Raw genomic sequence first — 17,284 nt, 5'->3', positions numbered from 1 at the left:
CCACATGAATTACCTGATCAAATTTTTAAAGAGCATCCGCGAGGTGGTTATTAAACCGTGCCATTCGATGACCTGAATGACTTGCCTCAGCGAGGAAGACATATTCTACGCATTCCTGTGTGTTTGTCAATGACTGATTTCGATTTCAGCGGGAGAAGAAAACGCAATGACTATTCGCCAACTTCTTGACAAACCGAAGGTTTTCACCTTCAACTTTCTTTTTAACACCGCGGACAACGCTGTGCGTCCCCTGCAGCGGATGCGTACTTTACGGTTTCGCCGCAGAGGATGCAAGGGGTTTTGTAAAAAAAGCTCAGCTTCCTGGCTTCACCTTGCGCATGACCGCCAAAACAGGACCAGAACCTACATAGACACCAAACAACAAAAGGAGCATGACCGACGGCTCAACTGAAATCATTACAAAACCCAACACCACTGCCAGGAGAACAACGAAAGGCACTGGCTTTTTAAAATCCAGGTCTTTAAAGCTGTAATAACGGATATTACTCACCATGAGAACACCTGCCGCCGCCACCACAAACAACATCAGTAACTTGAAGCCTAATGCGTCCGCATCAAAACTATGGAAGGTCCACACACTAGCAGCCACAAAGGCAGCAGCGGACGGGCTTGGCAAGCCGATAAACCACTTCTTATCTACACTACCAATCTGCACATTAAAGCGCGCCAGGCGCAGTGCGGCACAAGCCACATAAAGAAATGCCACGACCCAGCCTGTTTTGCCGATATCTTGTAAGATCCAGGTAAAGGCTACTAATGCAGGCGCCATACCGAACGAGATCATGTCAGCAAGGCTATCGTACTCTGCACCAAACTCGCTTTGCGTATTGGTCATACGGGCAACGCGACCATCAAGGCCATCGAGCACCATGGCGATAAAAATCGCCACCGCTGCTGAGGTAAATTCACCGTTGATACCCGCCACCACCGCGAAAAACCCAGAGAACAACGCAGACGTGGTAAACAGATTGGGCAGTAAGTAAATGCCTTTACGACGAACTTTCTTCCCGTCCTCAACTGCTTCTTCAACTACTTCTGTTTCGCGCAAAAAAACGGCAGCAAGATCTTCATTGCTAACCCCTTGATTGCCAACGTTGTCATGGCTTGCATTTTCGTGACTAGCGCTATCTTGTTCCGCGCCACCACCTTCCGGCTTCAGGCCGTCTGGAGACCCTGAATGGGGGGGCTGTTTACGCTCTTGATCGCGAGCATCCTGAGTCATAAATATTATCCGTTTGAAGTGAAGTCACAAGAACAGTGATCTCTTTTTATTCTACACGGTGAGGCCAACTCATCCAGCAAACAACACCAAACGCCTCGGGGCGCGACAATGCGCGCCCCGAGGCTATAACTATTGCACTAGCAAGCTAACCGCTTAGTTTTTGGACTTATCAACCAGTTGGTTTGCGGCAATCCAGGGCATCATTCCGCGCAGCTTGGCACCGACCAGCTCAATATCGTGCTCAGCATTCAGACGACGGCGCGCCGTCATGGACGGGTAGTTGCTATTACCTTCATTGATGAACATTTTTGCGTATTCACCCGTTTGAATACGCTTCAGCGCATTACGCATGGCAGCGCGGGACTGCTCATTGATCACCTCAGTACCAGTCACATACTCACCATATTCCGCATTATTGGAAATGGAGTAGTTCATGTTGGCAATGCCGCCTTCGTACATCAGGTCAACAATCAGCTTAAGCTCGTGCAGACACTCGAAGTAAGCCATCTCCGGCGCGTAGCCCGCTTCCGTCAGGGTTTCGAAGCCCGCCTTCACCAGTTCAACGGCGCCACCACACAGAACTGCCTGCTCACCGAACAGGTCTGTTTCTGTTTCATCTCTGAAAGTTGTTTCGATGATACCGCTACGCCCGCCGCCAACACCTGCCGCATAAGAGAGTGCCAGCTCTTTAGCGTTGCCAGAAGCATCTTGGTGGATCGCAATCAAATCAGGAATACCACCACCTTTGACAAACTCAGAGCGCACGGTATGACCCGGCGCTTTGGGCGCGATCATGATGACGTCAAGGTCCTTACGTGGCTCAATCTGGTTATAGTGAATGTTAAAACCATGAGCAAAGGCCAGAGTAGCGCCTTCTTTTAAATTTGGCTCTACTTCCTGTTCGTAGATGGCTTTCTGATTCTCATCCGGCGCCAAGATCATGACAACGTCAGCAGTTTTACACGCCTCAGGCACGCTTGCGACTTTCAAGCCGGCTGCTTCTGCTTTTGCTGCAGACGAAGAGCCCTTGCGCAGCGCAACAGTCACATCGACGCCTGACTCTTTCAGGTTATTGGCGTGAGCGTGGCCTTGTGAGCCATAACCAACAATGGTGACTTTCTTGGCTTGAATGAGGGACAAGTCGCAGTCTTTATCGTAATAAACGTGCATGGCGGAGCTCCAGAAATAAAGTTGATCAATCATGTAGAGAGTTAGTGTCAGCGTTGACAGCCACCCGTGCCATCTTGTGTAGCACTGGGATAAGCATTGAGGGCAACTCTACGCCACCGCCACCGTTGCGTAAAACGCTATATTTGCAACATACTATTTCAAATTATGAAAGACTATCGCAGACACAGAGATTTTATGGATTTTCGCCTGTTAAAGCATGTCGTGACACTCGCCGAGACGCTCCACTTTGGTCGTGCCAGCGAGCTTTGTCATATCAGCCCGTCGACTCTCAGCCGCTCTATCCAGCAGGTTGAGGCCGAACTGGGCACGCAGCTTTTTGAACGAGACAACCGCCACGTCACCCTCACTGCTCAAGGTCTGGCATTTCAACATTACGCAAAAGAAACCCTGGAAGAATGGGCGGCGCAAAAAAGAATTCTCGCCACAACGACGGAACAACTGCAGGGCGAAATCAGTATTTACTGCTCAGTCACAGCGAGTTACAGCTTTCTTTATGAACTGCTGAGCGATGTTCGCACGCGACACCCTGGCATTGAACTAAAACTGCACACCGGCGATCCCGCCAATGCTATGACAAGAGTGCTGGATGGCATTGATGATATGGCAATCACACCACGCCCTCGCATTCCTCCCAACGCACTGGCATTCAAGTCACTGACTCGATCTCCGCTGCTGTTTATTGCCCCTAAAGAGGCCCATGAGTGGCAACCCAGCCAACCAGAAAGCTCAACCGCCAAACAATGGCAGCACGTACCGATGATCCTTTCTGAAGCGGGGCTTTCACGGGAATATACCAATACCTGGTTTAAAGCCATGGGTATTGCACCACGTATTTATGCACAGGTCGCTGGGCACGAAGCCATTGTCAGTATGGTAGGACTGGGGTTCGGGGTAGGAGTAGTGCCAAAAATAGTGCTGGATAACAGCCCGCTGGCCGAGCGTGTTCAGGTACTCAACGTCAAGCCTGAATTACCCCACTACGATGTTGGGCTCTGCACACTTAACCGACGCTTGAACAATCCCATTATTGATGCGTTATGGGCAACCGTTACAGGACATCATCTATGATGCCACTGATGCCGACTTACAAAACGCAATATCGGCATTCAGTCGCAAAAAGCGCTACCAGTGATTAACTTAACGCTTGCTCAAGCAGATTAACGTTTGTTAATACCGTGCTTGGGAATAACGCTATTATCGGGGCGTGAGGCTTTTGAACCCTTGGGACGCACATACAGAACCAGTGCGTGGTCCACGAGTTCATAACCGTGCTCCTCAGCAATTTCCTGCTGCCGACGCTCAATGATTTCATCAACAAATTCAATGATCTCACCACTATCAAGACACACCATATGGTCATGATGATCTTCCTGGGTCAGCTCAAATACGGCGTGACCACCATCAAAATTATGGCGGATCACCAGCCCTGCTGATTCAAACTGCGTAAGCACGCGGTAAACAGTTGCCAGACCAACATCTTCGCCCGCATCAATCAGTGTCTTGTACACTTCTTCAGCGCTCAAATGATGCTGACCCGTAGCATTTTCAAGGATTTGCAGAATCTTTACGCGCGGCAAGGTGACTTTCAACCCCGCTTTACGCAGTTCATGGTTTTGATCGGCCATGGTTGCTCTTCGCAGTTACAGGTTAGGTCGGTTATCATCGACCAAAACCACGATAGTGAAGATCAGGATCAAATGCAAAAATTAACTCGAATTATCGCAATCTCCGCCGCACTCACCGTCATGGGTGGCTGTGTTTATAAACGAGATATTCCACAAGGCAATCTGGTCGACCAGGCCATGGTGGACCAGCTGCAGCCAGGGATGTCACAACAACAGGTTGTCTCAGTGATGGGCCGCCCATTGTTGGAAGCCCCCTTCGATGCCAGCGAGTGGGACTATGTGTTCCAGCTCGATAAAGCTTACGGAGACGTTGAGACACGTCGTGTCACTCTGACCTTCAGCCCACAGGGTCGACTGGCCAACATCGACACTGAAGGCGAGCTGAGCCGTTCACTGCCTTTTGATGGCGACACGGAGCTCGGGCCCGCCAATGAAGGTCCAGAGGCCTTCCAGGCACAGCCTCTGGACCTTCGCGTAGGCACGCCAGACTAAAATAAACTGGTTGCTGAGAGCTTTCAGGCTCGTAAAAAAACCGAGCCTGAAAACCTGCAAGCTGTTAGCGCTTGTCAACGAAAAAGAGCGGCAATTACTGTTGCTGCTGTTTTTGTGCGCGCGCCAAGCGGGCGGCTTTAGGATCAATTTTCAGCGGGCGATATACCTCTACCCGCTCGCCATCACACAAAATATGCTGTGAAGGTGCCTTTAAAGCTTTGCCAAATATTCCCAGCGTCGCTTGATCAAACACGTCCGCCGTAACTTCTGGAAACAGACCAGGCAAATCTGCCTTTAACACCGCGTCAGCAGCCGTTGTTCCCTGCGGGACTTCAAGCGCCACAATGCGTTGTTTTAATGGCAAGGCAAACGCTACTTCGACGTACAGCAGATCCGTCACATCATCGGCCATATAATTGATCGGCACGCTTGGTAAAGGAATCCACCAGTTGCCCCGCAATTTGCTGGAACAACTTACCAAACGCCATACCTAGCAAGCGGTTAGCAAATTCGAACTCCATTTCCAGGCTGACTTTGCAGGCGCCCTCTCCCATCGGTATAAACAACCATCGCCCTTTAAGGTGCTTGAAAGGACCTTTCACCAGAGACATTTCAATGCGCTCAGGCGCAAAGAGGTCATTTCGCGTTGTAATGGTTTGCTCAATGCCTGCACGACCCAACGTCATTTCACCGATCAGGTGTTCCTCGTCATGCTCGACCAATCGCGCATGACGACACCCAGGCAAAAACTCGGGGTAACGTTCAAAATCATTGACTAAATCAAACATTTTCTGAGGTGTGTGCCGCACTAAAGCGGAACGATTCACGGTTGGCATTGACCTCTCCGCTGACTTCACAGTGCCCAAGGCGTATCATAGGTAATAATCGTAATACATAAATGGTATCACGCCTCTCTGCCAAGCGAAGAGGCAACTGACAGATCAATGATGAGGTTTCATGGCCACAAAGAAAGGGAAAACGCAGAAAGGCCCCGGCAGTAGCGTCATCGCCCAAAACAAAAAGGCTCGTTTTGAATATCATATCGAGGAAACCTTCGAGGCTGGATTGGCGTTGTCGGGATGGGAAGTCAAAAGCATGCGCGCTGGCAAGGCACAGCTGACGGACACCTATATTCTTGTGCGCAACGGAGAAGCCTGGTTGCTGGGCAGCCACATTACGCCGCTCAACACAACCAGCACCCACGAACTTGCTGACCCGACGCGAACACGTAAACTACTGTTACATCGCAAAGAAATTGCCAAAATCTTTTCCAGAACGCAGGACAAAGGGCACACCTGTGTACCCTTGAAACTGTATTGGAAACGTAATCTGGTGAAGTGCGAACTCGCGCTTGTTACCGGCAAAAAACTGCATGATAAGCGCGCTACCGAAAAAGACCGCGACTGGAATCGTCAGAAAGGACGTATCATGCGCGAACACAACAAAGCATAGCTAGACAAAAACACAGCTGGTCAGCGCTGATTTTATGCGCTACGATATGGGGTCAAGTAAGGGGGCGACATGGTCTCGACGCTGATGACAAACCCTGCGGTGCATGCCGAGAGCGTGGTGTATCTCGTAAATCCAACATCACGAATAATAGTCGCAAACGACGAAAACTACGCTCAGGGCGCGCTGGCAGCTTAAACACTGCTAGCTTCTTGTCCGGCTCCAAGGTGATGTGCCTATTCATCGCTGAGGAGATACGAGCTAAAAATGATAGGACCGCGGTTGGTGGTGTCTTCTCATCAATCGTTAAACTTTAGAAGGCTCGCGTAGCTGGATCCTGATCGTCGGAGCCAGTCGCGTTAAAGCAAAAGACGAAATCTAAGCATGTAGAGCCAATGGGCGAGTGTCGGCGGACGCGGGTTCAATTCCCGCCGCCTCCACCACCTTATTAAGCAAATCAAGCACCTGCGGGTGCTTTTTTTGTTGACGTTTTCAATATGTCAGCCAAAGAGCACTGTCAACGATACTTTTAACCCTGTTTTATCAATAGTGAATGACCGTCGCAGCGTCGGCCTTTATCTGACAGATTCGCTGCCGCGATGACATCCCCTCGCTTTCGAATATATTACGCCCAGTAACGACGCTATCCTACGGCGATGCCTGCTGGGCGTTTGCGGAGAACGAATGAGCTTTTCTGATCTTGGTTTGCACGACGATTTACTACGCGCGGTGACCGCGCAGGGCTACACACAGCCCACTCCTATTCAACAAAAGGCGATTCCTGTTGTTCTGGAAGGCCGTGACATGCTGGCCAGCGCACAGACCGGTACCGGAAAAACCGCAGGTTTTACGCTGCCGATGCTACAGCGGCTATCCGCTGGCAAGCCTCCCGGAAAACGCCAGGTCCGGGCATTGGTGCTGACACCAACCCGTGAACTCGCCGCCCAGGTAGGCGAAAGCGTTACTTTGTACGGCCAGCACCTTTCCCTGCGTTCGCATATTATTTTTGGTGGCGTTGGTCAACAGCCGCAGGTCAATGCGCTTAAAGCGGGACTTGACGTACTGGTGGCCACGCCCGGCAGGCTGCTCGATTTACATCAGCAGGGCCACGTTGATCTGTCTGCTGTCGAAATTCTGGTGCTTGATGAAGCTGACCGCATGCTGGACATGGGATTTATCCATGACATCAAACGGCTACTGCGTCTTATACCCAAACAGCGCCAGAACCTGCTGTTTTCTGCCACTTTCTCCAATGAGATTCAGGCACTGGCTCAGCAGCTACTCAATAACCCAGCTCTCATTGAAGTCGCACCGCGCAACACCACGGCCGAGAAGATCAAGCAAACGATTTACCGCGTTGACCGCGATCAGAAACGTCAGCTGCTCGCTCATCTGATTCAGCAGTACGGCTGGTTTCAGGTGCTTGTTTTTACACGCACCAAGCATGGCGCCAACCGTTTGGCAGAGCAGCTTTCCAAACAGGATATCCCGGCAATGGCCATCCATGGCAATAAAAGCCAGGGAGCCAGAACGCGCGCATTGGGCGCGTTTAAAAGTGGCGATTTACAGGTATTGGTGGCAACCGATATTGCCGCTCGCGGGCTGGATATTAACGAACTGCCCCATGTGGTTAATTATGACTTGCCCAATGTGGCCGAAGACTACGTGCACCGTATTGGCCGGACAGGGCGCGCCGGTAGCGATGGAGAAGCGGTGTCTCTGGTGTGTGTCGATGAGCACGGTTTGTTAAGCGGGATAGAACGCTTGATCAAGCAGGATCTACCCAAGCGCATTGAACCCGGCTTTGAGCCTGACCCTAACGCCAGGCCTGAGCCCATCGAAAACGGTCGCCGTGGTCAGCGTCAGCAGCCTCGCGCTAAACGCAAACCAGAGGGGCAGCCCGCGAAAACTGGCGGGGAACGCCGTCGCCGCCGCTAACCCCGGCAGCAAAAACAGCTTTCGGCGGGTTAACGTGCCCGCCGGAACGTCAGGTTATAGCGATAAATCCCCGTCAAAGGGTGGTGATTGGCTTTAAGGGTCAAGACGCCATGGTAGCGCAATCGAGCGGGGCCACCCCACACCACCACATCGCCATGCTCCAGAGGCACTCGCTGCGGTGGATGGCTGCGCTGCATGCCACCGAATTGAAACGTCGCTGGCGTGCCCAGCGACACGGAAACAATTGGCTGGTCAAAATCCGTTTCGTTCCTGTCCTGATGCAGTCCCATCTTGGCACCCGTTGAATAGCGGTTCACCAGGCAAGCGTCGGGGTCAAAGCCTGCATACCCAGCCTTTGCAGCCGCCTGAACGGCCAGAGTGCGCATGACATCAGGCATGGCAGGCCAGCGCATGGTATCAAGCGGGTCCTGCTGTTGATAACGATAGCCACGCGCATCCGTCACCCACCCCCATTCGCCGCAGCACGTCATGGCAACCGACATGGTATGCCCTCCCGGCGTCTTCATCTGCCGAAACGGTGCCTGGTTCGCCACCTGCTCAATACCTTGCATCAGCGCTTCATCGCAAGCACTGGCCCAGCGGCGTAACACAACCGCTCCCTCGCAGAGGGGCTCAACCCAGGGCGTCGGTGGCGATTGTTCAAAGAGATCCATGGTCATGAGAATGTCACCATTAGGTTTGCATCGCCGCCCTGACGGCCAAAGCCTGTTCGAACTCCTTGCGATAGGCAGCATCATGCATTGCCGGGTCTTCCGGGAAACGGCCAAGCGCCACCGCCTTTTCGAAGAAGCCCGGTCGCGGCAAGTCACCACGTCGGCTGACCACCAGGGCAGCTATCAAAGGACGGCTTGCCTCGACATCTTCGTGCATCATGGTTTCCAGCGCGCCGGCGACCTGCTGTATGGTACCCGGCGGTCTCAGTTGCATGGCATTTGCCGCCTCCCGGTAGGTGGTTGGCACAGCACTTTCAGGCAGCGCGAGTAACCATGCCCGAAGGCGTTTCTCCAGAGATGTTTCATCGTTCATCTGGCCGCTCCTTTGGTTTGTCAGCCCGTCAAGCGCCCTGCTGGAGGCGCTCAGGCACATAGTAACGCGGATACTGACCACTATCTTTTTTAGCGTCGTACATTTCTACTTTCGTTTAATCCTGCGATCATTTACCGCTATTACCGACCTCTTTATTGAGCGGGTGCAAAATGTGCCTGGGGAGAAAATATGCAGGAGACGTCACCTGGGCTTGCACGCAACCCACGGATAACAGAGTTCGTATTAGCACTGGGTGGATTTGGCATCGGCACCAGCGAATTCGTCATTATGGGACTCATGAACCGTGTCGCGGAAGATCTTGCCGTGACAGTGCCACAAGTGGGTTATGCGATCAGCAGTTATGCGCTTGGCGTGGTGGTCGGCGCACCGCTGATTTCAGCCTTTGCCGCGCGGGTACCCAAGCGGGCATTACTGATTGTTCTTATGCTGGTATTTGCCGTGGGTAATATTGCCAGCGCCATGGCGCCGGGGTTCTGGTCGTTTGTAGGACTGCGCTTTATTGCTGGACTGCCTCATGGCGCCTACTTTGGTATCGCTGCGCTGGTGGCTGCTGGCGCGGTACCCGTTGATCAGCGGGCGCGGGCCATTTCCAGGGTGATGATGGGCTTAACGCTGGCAATCTTGATTGGGGCGCCGCTAGGTACCTGGACGGGCAACCTGTTTGGCTGGCAAATCGCGTTTGCGGCGGTGGGAGGCATTGCCCTGCTGACAGCATTACTGATTCGTCTGCATGTCCCCGTGCAGCCATTTGATACGCAAGCAAGCCCACTGCGCGAGCTTTCGGCATTGGTAAAGCAGCGCGTACTGGTCACCGTGGCGATTGCCTGTATCGGCTGCGGCGGCATGTTTTCCATATTCAGTTACGTCATGCCTACGCTCACCCAGCAGGCGGGCATGAGCGAAGCGCTGGGGCCGTTAGTGCTGGTGATTTTTGGCCTGGGCTCTATTGCGGGCAACTTAATCGGTGGCCGTGCGGCGGACAAGAACCTGATGCGTGCGATTCCGGCCATCCTGGTTTGGTGTGCGGTCATTCAGGGACTTTTCTATTTTGCGGCCAATAACGTTTGGACGGGGCTGTTATTTGTCGGCCTGGTCGGCACCAGCATGGCACTGGCACCTGCGTTGCAGACACGCTTCATGGATGTAGCAGAAGATGCGCAAACCATGGCGGCGTCACTTAACCATGCGGCCTTTAACGGAGCCAATGCGCTGGGAGCCTGGTTAGCTGGGCTGGTGATTAGTGCTGGCTTCAGCTGGTCGAGCACCGGTTTGGTCGGTACGGGGTTAGCGCTCTGCGGATTAGTGATCTTTTTCTGGGGACGCTGGCTGGAGAAACGGGGCGCGAATGACGCCGAACGCTATCTGCATCAGCGCATCAATTAACGACAAAGTCTGAAGCTGCGCATGCCCATATGGAAGTGATCGGCATGGGCAGCGTTGTAATCAGGCCCTAGCACATTCCCAAACGTATCACAGGCCCCGTCTCTGGCTGCCCTTAAAAACGCGCCAGCCTTGGCGTCATCATCCCAGTGATCGAGCAGCGTAATACGCTGGCCATTTTCCAATTGAAATCCCACCACATCAAAGGCTTCGGCGGTGGCGTGCTCGCTGCGTCTGCCGGCTTCACGGCCATACACGTTGCGACAGGCAAAACTGCCGACGTGATCCACCTGGGCGACCTTGCTGCCCATGATTTCCTGAGCGGCGGGCTGAAGCGCGTGGCGCTCGAACATGACCCAAGCCAGTGCCATAGGGCAGGTGGCCACAAAGCTTTGGTTAAAACGCACGCTGCTGGATTGCATGCGCACAATATTGGTGAGCGGACAGCTTGCGGTTGGTGAGTAGTCAGCTAACGAGGTGTAGCGAAGTTCAGCATCCGGTACGGTGTCCAGCGCTGCCAGACATTCCTCCCGGTCGTCGCTTAGCCGCTTGAGCTTAAGCTGGGTGACAGGCGTCAGCGGATCGTCAATGTAAAGCGGTGCCCAAGGATTCCAATGGCGAGGAATCTCGATCCACTCTTTTTGAAGCGCAATGCCCATGCCCAGCGCGATGAGAAGCACAATAAAAAAGAGGCGGCGCATTCGGAACTCCTTACCGGGCGAATAAAGTGCTAGGCACGGCTGTCCATCCGGCTCGAGTTCCAGTCACCCGCCATAAACGCCATCAGATCATCGGCGAGTTTCAGGTCACCATCATGGGGATGGATACCGATCCGCAAAGGCCTATGCTGGCGTTTCGCCTGCCTGGCCTGAAAACGGTTCCATACACGCAGAAAATTAGCCCGTAGGCGGGTGTCGGCTTCGAACCCGACCAGTGGCAAAGCATCAAGCTGCCCGGAAGCGGTATCAAGTATGCCCCGCGTGACCTCAATCCGGCGGTAAGGCAAGGCTTGCCAGCGTGACCGTGGCAACGTTCCCAACGCCCATGCCGGTGGCACATAGCTGGTTGGCGCCGGCAGGCCTTGCTGCGTGAACCAGGCGGCGCTGCGGCACATCAGCGCCACAATGCCATCGGCATCCAACGCCAGATGCTCGGCGACATCCCGTGAAATCAAGGCGGAATGCAGGCGATGCCGGATACCTCGTACGTGTTTCGCTCGATGATGCCAGCCGTGAGCCGCCAGCTCGATCCCCTCGGCCGACCAAGCGGCCAGCTGGCGAATATCTTCAGCTGTCCAGTTTCGCCCAGGCACGACCAGCAGCGTAATGGCGCGATGGCCATTTTCCTGCAGTTGACCGATGAGCCAACGCACCCGATCGAGGGTCTCGGGCATGACATCATGAATGCTGATCAGTGCGTTCACTGGCGGCCTCCGTGGGCGTGACGACAGAGCACGCTCAACCATTGCTCCACGGTCTGCTGATTCAGCGTCAGCGCTGCCTCACGGGCCAGCACTGCCTGCTCCTGCCAACGCTCGGCAGGCCACTCGGCAAGCGTATCCAGCACGCTGGCAACGGTTTCGTCGTGGCGCAGCGGAATCAGCACATCGGCAAGCTGTGACCAGTCGTGAATACCGGCATTTTCGGAGACCAGCGCCGGTCGCCCGCGTGACAAGGCTTCCAGCGCAATGGAGCCAAAGGTTTCCATGTGTGAAGGCAGCACCAACAGGCTGGATTGATCGATTAACTGGCGCAGGTCGTTGCGACTCAACCAACCACGATAGTCCAGGTTGGCCAGTTCGCTCGCCGCCTGTTCGACGGTTTTGCGCAGCGGGCCATCGCCGCCCATGACGAAGTGGATCTCGGGATGGCAGCGAACCGCATCAATGAAGGCATCGATATTCTTTTCTGCGGCCAACCGTCCGGCATAACAGACCTGTTTCAGGCTGCCCGGCGGGGGCACCGGCGGCGTGTGCAGAAAACCGGGCTCCAACGGCGTTCCCATCACATCGACCTGTGGCGCACCCAGGGATTTCACCGACGCTGCAAGCTCGCTGTTATTAACCAGCACGGTAGCACTGCGGCGGCTGATAAAACGGTTAACGCCCTGAAGAAACCCGTTGATAACACGCTTTTTTACAGGCCCCCAGTACATGTCTGCGAGGCCTTCAAAATCCGTATGGTAAGCAGAAATAAAGCCACAGCCGTGGCGACGTGCCAGCCACAGACCCAGCATGCCAAAAGGCCCAGGCGTAACGCTCACGATGATATTTGGCCGCAGTGCCGCCAGCTGACGGTGAACCCGCCATAGATTCGGCACTACCAACCGCTGCGTTGCGTCGCCGGGCAACGGGGCGGAAAGAAAATCCCAGCGCCCACGCGGCTTTGGCTGGATGGTTTCTGCAGCCGCCACGTGCCGTTGCAGATGCGCCAGTAGATCGTGGTAATAAGCCCCTGTCCCGTTGCGCTCGGATAATGAATCGGAAAAAATGGCAACACGTAGCTGTCCAGCATTCAGGTGGGATGCATTGGTAGGGTTGGAAGTTTCGTTCACGTATTTATCCGCATCCGGTGTGGAAGATCCATCAGGCGATGGTAAGGAGGCTGCAGGCGTTGCTCAAGCTCAGAGATCGGCAGCGCCAGGCCATGGGCATTATGTTGATGCTGGCTGCGTGAACGCTTGGGTAAAGAGGCCAGATAGTCGGTTAATGCGTCGCTGACGGGAAGGTCCAGTTGACGAAGCGCCGCTGGAATAACGACACCCGGATCAGACCCCAAATCTTCCATATCCAGGACGACGGCCCGCGCGATGGGCCACTCAGCAAGTATCACCGCCATATGCGCCAGCGTTTCAGCAAACTGCTCGGCAAACAGCTGCTGAAAAGGTTCTTCCCGTACGGCAGTACCGAACAGGGTGTGGGCACTGTCAATCGAGCTGATCTGTGAACTCAACGCGGCCAGCGGTTCACGGGTGCAGATGATAAAACCAGCATCCGGAAACTGGTCGTGAAGACCAGCCAGCCAACTGCCAAATGCCGCGTTTTTGGATAGCAACCGCCGCTGCCCGCCATCGGCGTAAAGGTGGCGCTGCAGACACCCGTGATAGAAATCCAGCAGCCGTTGGCGGCGCTTTTCTGGCATTTTCCTGTCCAGGTGACCAAGCTGCTGCAGGCCTAATGCGCTGGGAAAAGCCAGCAACAGGATAAAACAGCCCGCCGCTGGCAGCAGCGCTAAATAGTCTTCCTCTGCCGCTTCCAGGCCGACTTCATGGATATCCTCCAGCCCGCCTGCCAGCCGCTGCGTCAGGGCATTCAGGCTGCGCTTCCCCACTCCGCCCAGCCGATGGTCAAGCCAGGCAACGCCACGGATGATCCGACGCTGGATAATAGAAGGCGCAAGCAATGCCTCCCAGGTAGTCAGGGTCGTATAGCGTTCGTTATCAATGGCAAGCGTACGATGCAGAAACGTGGTACCGCTTCTGGGGATGCCGGTGATGAACAGAGGACGTTCAATAACGACGTTACGGTATTTCGGAAAGAGAATGTCATCCAGCAGCAGACAAACCGCATGGATGCATTGGACCAACAAAAAGACCGGCATTCCCAGTAACAGCACAGCGGCTCGCTTAGGCGTCATGGGAGCCAGAGGATCTCGCCAGGTTAATAGCGAGCGCAGCCACCAGGCCACATGAAGGCCGAGCCCTTCCATGAGGGTGAGAAAATGCGTCATGGTTCCTGAAAGACCAGCTTATGGGAAAAAAAGTAATTAAAGCTCATTCCTACCATGCCACCCAACCAGACCCCCAGAAGCGGGAGCCAGAACGTCGCTTCGGGCTTGAAACCAATTTGCACCCCAAATGCGACCGTCAGGGCAAAAATGGCGTAGTTGAGCAGCCCCCCCACCGCAAAGACGGAATAAAAGCGCGCCAGATCGGCCATCAGGTTACGGAAACGCCGCTGATGCTGAAACGTGAAATGGCGATTCAGAAAATAACCGGCGGTCATGGCCAGAAAGTACGACACGACGCGAGACAGATACACGTTGGTCTCATAGCCTTCATGCAGCCCGTATAACGTGCCGATATCAATCAAGGCAATGCTACAGGCCACCATGGCAAAACGCACAAAGGTGGCCAGTTTACTATTTGACTGTAAAAAACGTATCGACTGTAAAAAGCGTGTGTTCATGAACCTATTTTAACTAGCTCGTCACCGGATACCAGCTGATATTTCTCACCGGTCAACCGCTCGGCCAGTGCCGCAATGTGCGCGGGGCCTACTTCGCAGCAGCCGCCGATTAGCGTGGCACCTTGCTCTATCCAGCCTAAAGCAATCTCAGCGTAAGCGTCAGGGCCAAGATCTTTTCGCGAGGTTAACTTATCCACGGTACCCCCCGGTTGCAGCGCTGCCGCCGAGGTAAAACCATTGGCGTAACCGCCGAACGGCACGCCCAGGCCCGTCAGCTCACGCATTGCCGTGGTGACCGCTTCAGGCACCGAGCAGTTCACCAGCACCGCTTGCGCGCCAGCCTCAACCACTGCTTGAGCCGCCCCCAGCAGGGGTTCTCCGGAGCGCAACCGGGTACCGTCACCGTCGTCGACAGAGAAGGCCACCCACACAGGTAGCTGGCTTTCCACCGCCGCCTGAGTGGCTGCCACTGCCTCACGGGTCAGCGACATGGTTTCACACAAAAACAGCTCAACACCGCCTTGCTGCGCTGCGACCAGGCGGCGGTAAGCACGCTGGCAGGTAGCGTCATCCGGCACGCTTTCAGAATGATAGCTGGCGACCAGCGGCGGTAAACAACCGGCAATGCTAACCTCGCGCCCGCTTTCTTCCCGCGCCTGATGAGCCGCCTCCAGGGCAGCGGCATGCAGCGTTTCAAACATGGCAGGGTCGCCGTCACGCGCCAGACGCTGCGGCGTTGCGCTGTAATTATTGAGCTTGATCACCCGAGCACCTGCTTCGATGTAATCACGGTGCGCCGCCACCACCAGATGAGGCTCATCAAGCATGACCTGCGCCGACCATAGCGGTGTCACAGGTCGGTGGCTGCGTTTTTTGAGTTCCTGGCCCATTCCACCATCGAGCAGCACTATATTTCTCACTTGCGTGTTTTCCTTTTCCGTGGACATTGTGTCGCTATCTTGTTGAGGCTTAACGGTGTAACGTTTTCCGCAGTCAATAACGTGGGGAGATAAACTGACCTACCTTTCGATTGCCGAGATTACAAGATTCCCTTTAGTGTCGCGATGACTTTTAAGAAGGATTCCCCCGTGCACTCTGATCCTCATTATTACCCGAGCGCCTCACGTCGAATGGTCACCTTTGGCCAACACGGCATGGTTGCCACCTCCCAGTCGCTGGCAGCGCAGGTCGGCACCGATATTCTCAAGTGCGGTGGCAACGCCATTGATGCGGCCATTGCGACCGCCGCTGCCCTGACAGTGGTTGAACCCACCTCCAATGGCATCGGAAGCGATGCGTTTGCGATTGTCTGGGTCAATGGCGAGCTTTATGGGCTCAACGCCAGTGGCCCGGCACCAGAAGCCATCTCCCGTGACGACGTGGAAGCACTGGGTCATCGCGAAATGCCCGCCCACGGGCTGATACCCGTCACGGTTCCCGGCGCCCCTGCCGCCTGGGCGGCGCTATCGCAACGCTTTGGTAAACTGGATTTTGCCGCCCTTCTCGCCCCTGCCATTCGCCTGGCGGAGCAGGGTTTTGCCGTATCGCCGGTGGTCAGCCAGCTTTGGCAACAGGCGGAAGAGCGCTACCGCCAGTACGATTCGCCTGAGTTTGCCCACTGGTTTACCCACTTTACGCCACAGGGCCATGCCCCACAGCCAGGGGAAACCTGGCGTTCAGCGGAGCTGGCACACACCCTGCAACGCATCGCCGAGACCCAGGCTGAAGCCTTCTATCGCGGTGAACTGGCCGATGACATTGATGCCTTTTCACGCCAGCACGGAGGTTTCCTGCGTAAGGAAGACCTCGCCGCCTTTACGCCGGAATGGGTCAATCCCATCAGCGTACGCTACCGGGATCACGATATCTGGGAAATTCCGCCCAATGGCAGCGGCATGATCGCCCTGCAGGCGCTGGGCATGCTGGAGGCTCTGGGCGAAGCCCCTCGTGACCCGTTAGATACGCTGCATCAACGTATCGAGGCCACCAAACTGGCCTACACGGATGGGCTGCATTACATCACAGAGCCTGGCGCCATGGCGGCGAGTGTGGAACAGATGCTCGCCCCTGACTATCTGCAACGCCGCGCCGACCTGATTGGCCAGCAGGCACTGACGCCACGCCACGGCAACCCTATCAAGGGCGGCACCGTGTATCTGGCGACGGCAGACGCTGAGGGCAATATGGTGTCGTTTATCCAGAGCAATTTCGACGGCTTCGGTTCCGGCATGGTCGTACCGGGAACAGGCATCAGCCTGCAGAATCGTGGCTGGTCATTTTCATTAAATCCGGACGACGCCAACGTGCTGGCCCCCGGCAAGCGCCCCTATCACACCATTATCCCCGGCTTCATCACCCGGAATAATCAAGCGGTAGGGCCTTTCGGCGTCATGGGTGGGTTCATGCAGCCGCAAGGGCATGTCCAGGTAGTGACCGCCATGCTGGACGACCAGCTCAACCCCCAAGCGGCGCTGGACAGCCCGCGCTGGAAATGGACACAGGGCAAGACCGTCGAGGTCGAACCGGGTTTCCCCGACCACCTGGCACAAGCGCTCTCCCGGCGTGGGCATCATATCGTCAAATGCAGCGATGGCCTGACCTTCGGGCGCGGCCAGATCATACTGCGCGCCCCAAACAGCGGCGTGTTGCAAGGCGGTACGGAACCCCGTGCCGATGGTGCGGTGTTGGCGGTGTGAAGCTAATGGCGCGACA

General features: G+C 55.1%; 19 protein-coding genes and 1 other RNA gene. 7 read left to right on the top strand and 13 right to left on the bottom strand.

Features of this window, described 5'->3' with window-relative positions; all coding sequences use genetic code 11:
* Window positions 1–313 precede the first annotated feature (313 nt).
* A complete protein-coding gene (gene pssA, locus ACU6TU_RS01405) occupies window positions 314–1,243 on the bottom strand; it encodes a CDP-diacylglycerol--serine O-phosphatidyltransferase (protein WP_447142828.1) in 930 nt (309 codons plus the stop codon).
* Window positions 1,244–1,396: 153 nt separating this feature from the next.
* On the bottom strand, window positions 1,397–2,413 hold the full coding sequence (gene ilvC, locus ACU6TU_RS01400; protein WP_447142827.1) for a ketol-acid reductoisomerase: 1,017 nt from the start codon (window positions 2,411–2,413) through the stop codon (window positions 1,397–1,399).
* Between the two features lie 195 nt (window positions 2,414–2,608).
* On the opposite strand from ilvC, the gene ilvY reads away from it, so the two are divergent.
* Window positions 2,609–3,502 (top strand): HTH-type transcriptional activator IlvY, encoded by an 894-nt coding sequence (gene ilvY, locus ACU6TU_RS01395; RefSeq protein WP_447142826.1) that lies wholly within the window; start codon window positions 2,609–2,611, stop codon window positions 3,500–3,502.
* 89 nt (window positions 3,503–3,591) lie between these two features.
* Here ilvY and fur read toward each other — a convergent pair whose 3' ends face one another.
* Window positions 3,592–4,059 (bottom strand): ferric iron uptake transcriptional regulator, encoded by a 468-nt coding sequence (fur, locus tag ACU6TU_RS01390; RefSeq protein WP_447142825.1) that lies wholly within the window; start codon window positions 4,057–4,059, stop codon window positions 3,592–3,594.
* A gap of 72 nt (window positions 4,060–4,131) precedes the next feature.
* Between fur and ACU6TU_RS01385 the strand changes: the two genes are divergently transcribed.
* The gene (locus ACU6TU_RS01385) at window positions 4,132–4,551 is read left to right on the top strand and encodes an outer membrane protein assembly factor BamE (protein WP_447142824.1); all 420 of its coding nucleotides are present in this window, start codon (window positions 4,132–4,134) and stop codon (window positions 4,549–4,551) included.
* A gap of 94 nt (window positions 4,552–4,645) precedes the next feature.
* Here the strand turns inward: ACU6TU_RS01385 and ACU6TU_RS01380 are convergent, their stop codons facing one another.
* On the bottom strand, window positions 4,646–4,963 hold the full coding sequence (locus tag ACU6TU_RS01380) for an RnfH family protein (RefSeq protein WP_447144159.1): 318 nt from the start codon (window positions 4,961–4,963) through the stop codon (window positions 4,646–4,648).
* On the bottom strand, window positions 4,953–5,387 hold the full coding sequence (locus tag ACU6TU_RS01375) for a type II toxin-antitoxin system RatA family toxin (RefSeq protein WP_447142823.1): 435 nt from the start codon (window positions 5,385–5,387) through the stop codon (window positions 4,953–4,955). The genes ACU6TU_RS01380 and ACU6TU_RS01375 overlap by 11 nt, the downstream gene beginning before the upstream one ends.
* A 121-nt stretch (window positions 5,388–5,508) precedes the next feature.
* Here ACU6TU_RS01375 and smpB point away from each other — a divergent pair, with 121 nt between their 5' ends.
* From smpB to ACU6TU_RS01360, 3 genes are all read left to right on the top strand, one after another.
* On the top strand, window positions 5,509–6,003 hold the full coding sequence (gene smpB / locus ACU6TU_RS01370; protein WP_447142822.1) for an SsrA-binding protein SmpB: 495 nt from the start codon (window positions 5,509–5,511) through the stop codon (window positions 6,001–6,003).
* A 60-nt stretch (window positions 6,004–6,063) separates the two neighbouring features.
* Window positions 6,064–6,443: a transfer-messenger RNA gene (gene ssrA, locus ACU6TU_RS01365) on the top strand.
* Window positions 6,444–6,684: 241 nt separating this feature from the next.
* Window positions 6,685–7,938, top strand: coding sequence for a DEAD/DEAH box helicase (locus tag ACU6TU_RS01360; protein WP_447142821.1), 1,254 nt, complete (start codon window positions 6,685–6,687; stop codon window positions 7,936–7,938).
* 29 nt (window positions 7,939–7,967) lie between these two features.
* Here ACU6TU_RS01360 and alkB read toward each other — a convergent pair whose 3' ends face one another.
* Together alkB and ACU6TU_RS01350 are read right to left on the bottom strand one after the other, a co-directional pair.
* Window positions 7,968–8,618 (bottom strand): DNA oxidative demethylase AlkB, encoded by a 651-nt coding sequence (gene alkB, locus ACU6TU_RS01355; protein WP_447142820.1) that lies wholly within the window; start codon window positions 8,616–8,618, stop codon window positions 7,968–7,970.
* Window positions 8,619–8,631: 13 nt separating this feature from the next.
* Window positions 8,632–8,985, bottom strand: a complete 354-nt coding sequence (locus ACU6TU_RS01350; protein ID WP_447142819.1) for a hypothetical protein — start codon at window positions 8,983–8,985, stop codon at window positions 8,632–8,634.
* A gap of 189 nt (window positions 8,986–9,174) precedes the next feature.
* Here ACU6TU_RS01350 and ACU6TU_RS01345 point away from each other — a divergent pair, with 189 nt between their 5' ends.
* Entirely contained in the window at window positions 9,175–10,389 is a 1,215-nt protein-coding gene (locus ACU6TU_RS01345; protein ID WP_447142818.1) for an MFS transporter, read from the top strand.
* Here the strand turns inward: ACU6TU_RS01345 and ACU6TU_RS01340 are convergent.
* The 6 genes from ACU6TU_RS01340 to ACU6TU_RS01315 are packed head-to-tail and all read right to left on the bottom strand — an operon-like array spanning window position 10,386 to window position 15,492.
* A complete protein-coding gene (locus ACU6TU_RS01340) occupies window positions 10,386–11,087 on the bottom strand; it encodes an extensin-like domain-containing protein (RefSeq protein WP_447142817.1) in 702 nt (233 codons plus the stop codon). The genes ACU6TU_RS01345 and ACU6TU_RS01340 overlap by 4 nt on opposite strands.
* 29 nt (window positions 11,088–11,116) lie before the next feature.
* Entirely contained in the window at window positions 11,117–11,809 is a 693-nt protein-coding gene (locus ACU6TU_RS01335; RefSeq protein ID WP_447142816.1) for a polysaccharide deacetylase family protein, read from the bottom strand.
* Window positions 11,806–12,939 (bottom strand): glycosyltransferase, encoded by a 1,134-nt coding sequence (locus ACU6TU_RS01330; protein WP_447142815.1) that lies wholly within the window; start codon window positions 12,937–12,939, stop codon window positions 11,806–11,808. Before ACU6TU_RS01330 ends, ACU6TU_RS01335 begins: the two co-directional genes overlap by 4 nt.
* Window positions 12,936–14,114 carry a sulfotransferase gene (locus ACU6TU_RS01325; protein WP_447142814.1) on the bottom strand — a complete coding sequence of 393 codons (1,179 nt, stop codon included), beginning with the start codon at window positions 14,112–14,114 and terminating at the stop codon, window positions 12,936–12,938. Before ACU6TU_RS01325 ends, ACU6TU_RS01330 begins: the two co-directional genes overlap by 4 nt.
* The gene (locus ACU6TU_RS01320) at window positions 14,111–14,572 is read right to left on the bottom strand and encodes a GtrA family protein (protein WP_447142813.1); all 462 of its coding nucleotides are present in this window, start codon (window positions 14,570–14,572) and stop codon (window positions 14,111–14,113) included. Before ACU6TU_RS01320 ends, ACU6TU_RS01325 begins: the two co-directional genes overlap by 4 nt.
* Window positions 14,569–15,492, bottom strand: a complete 924-nt coding sequence (locus tag ACU6TU_RS01315; protein ID WP_447142812.1) for a homocysteine S-methyltransferase family protein — start codon at window positions 15,490–15,492, stop codon at window positions 14,569–14,571. Before ACU6TU_RS01315 ends, ACU6TU_RS01320 begins: the two co-directional genes overlap by 4 nt.
* 168 nt (window positions 15,493–15,660) lie before the next feature.
* On the opposite strand from ACU6TU_RS01315, the gene ACU6TU_RS01310 reads away from it, so the two are divergent.
* Window positions 15,661–17,268, top strand: a complete 1,608-nt coding sequence (locus ACU6TU_RS01310) for a gamma-glutamyltransferase family protein (RefSeq protein WP_447142811.1) — start codon at window positions 15,661–15,663, stop codon at window positions 17,266–17,268.
* Window positions 17,269–17,284: the final 16 nt, after the last annotated feature.

It is taken from the genome of Halomonas sp. LS-001 (genome assembly GCF_052983955.1).
The sequence above is the reverse complement of the archived record's forward strand: the minus strand, read 5'-3'. Positions and strand labels throughout refer to the sequence as shown.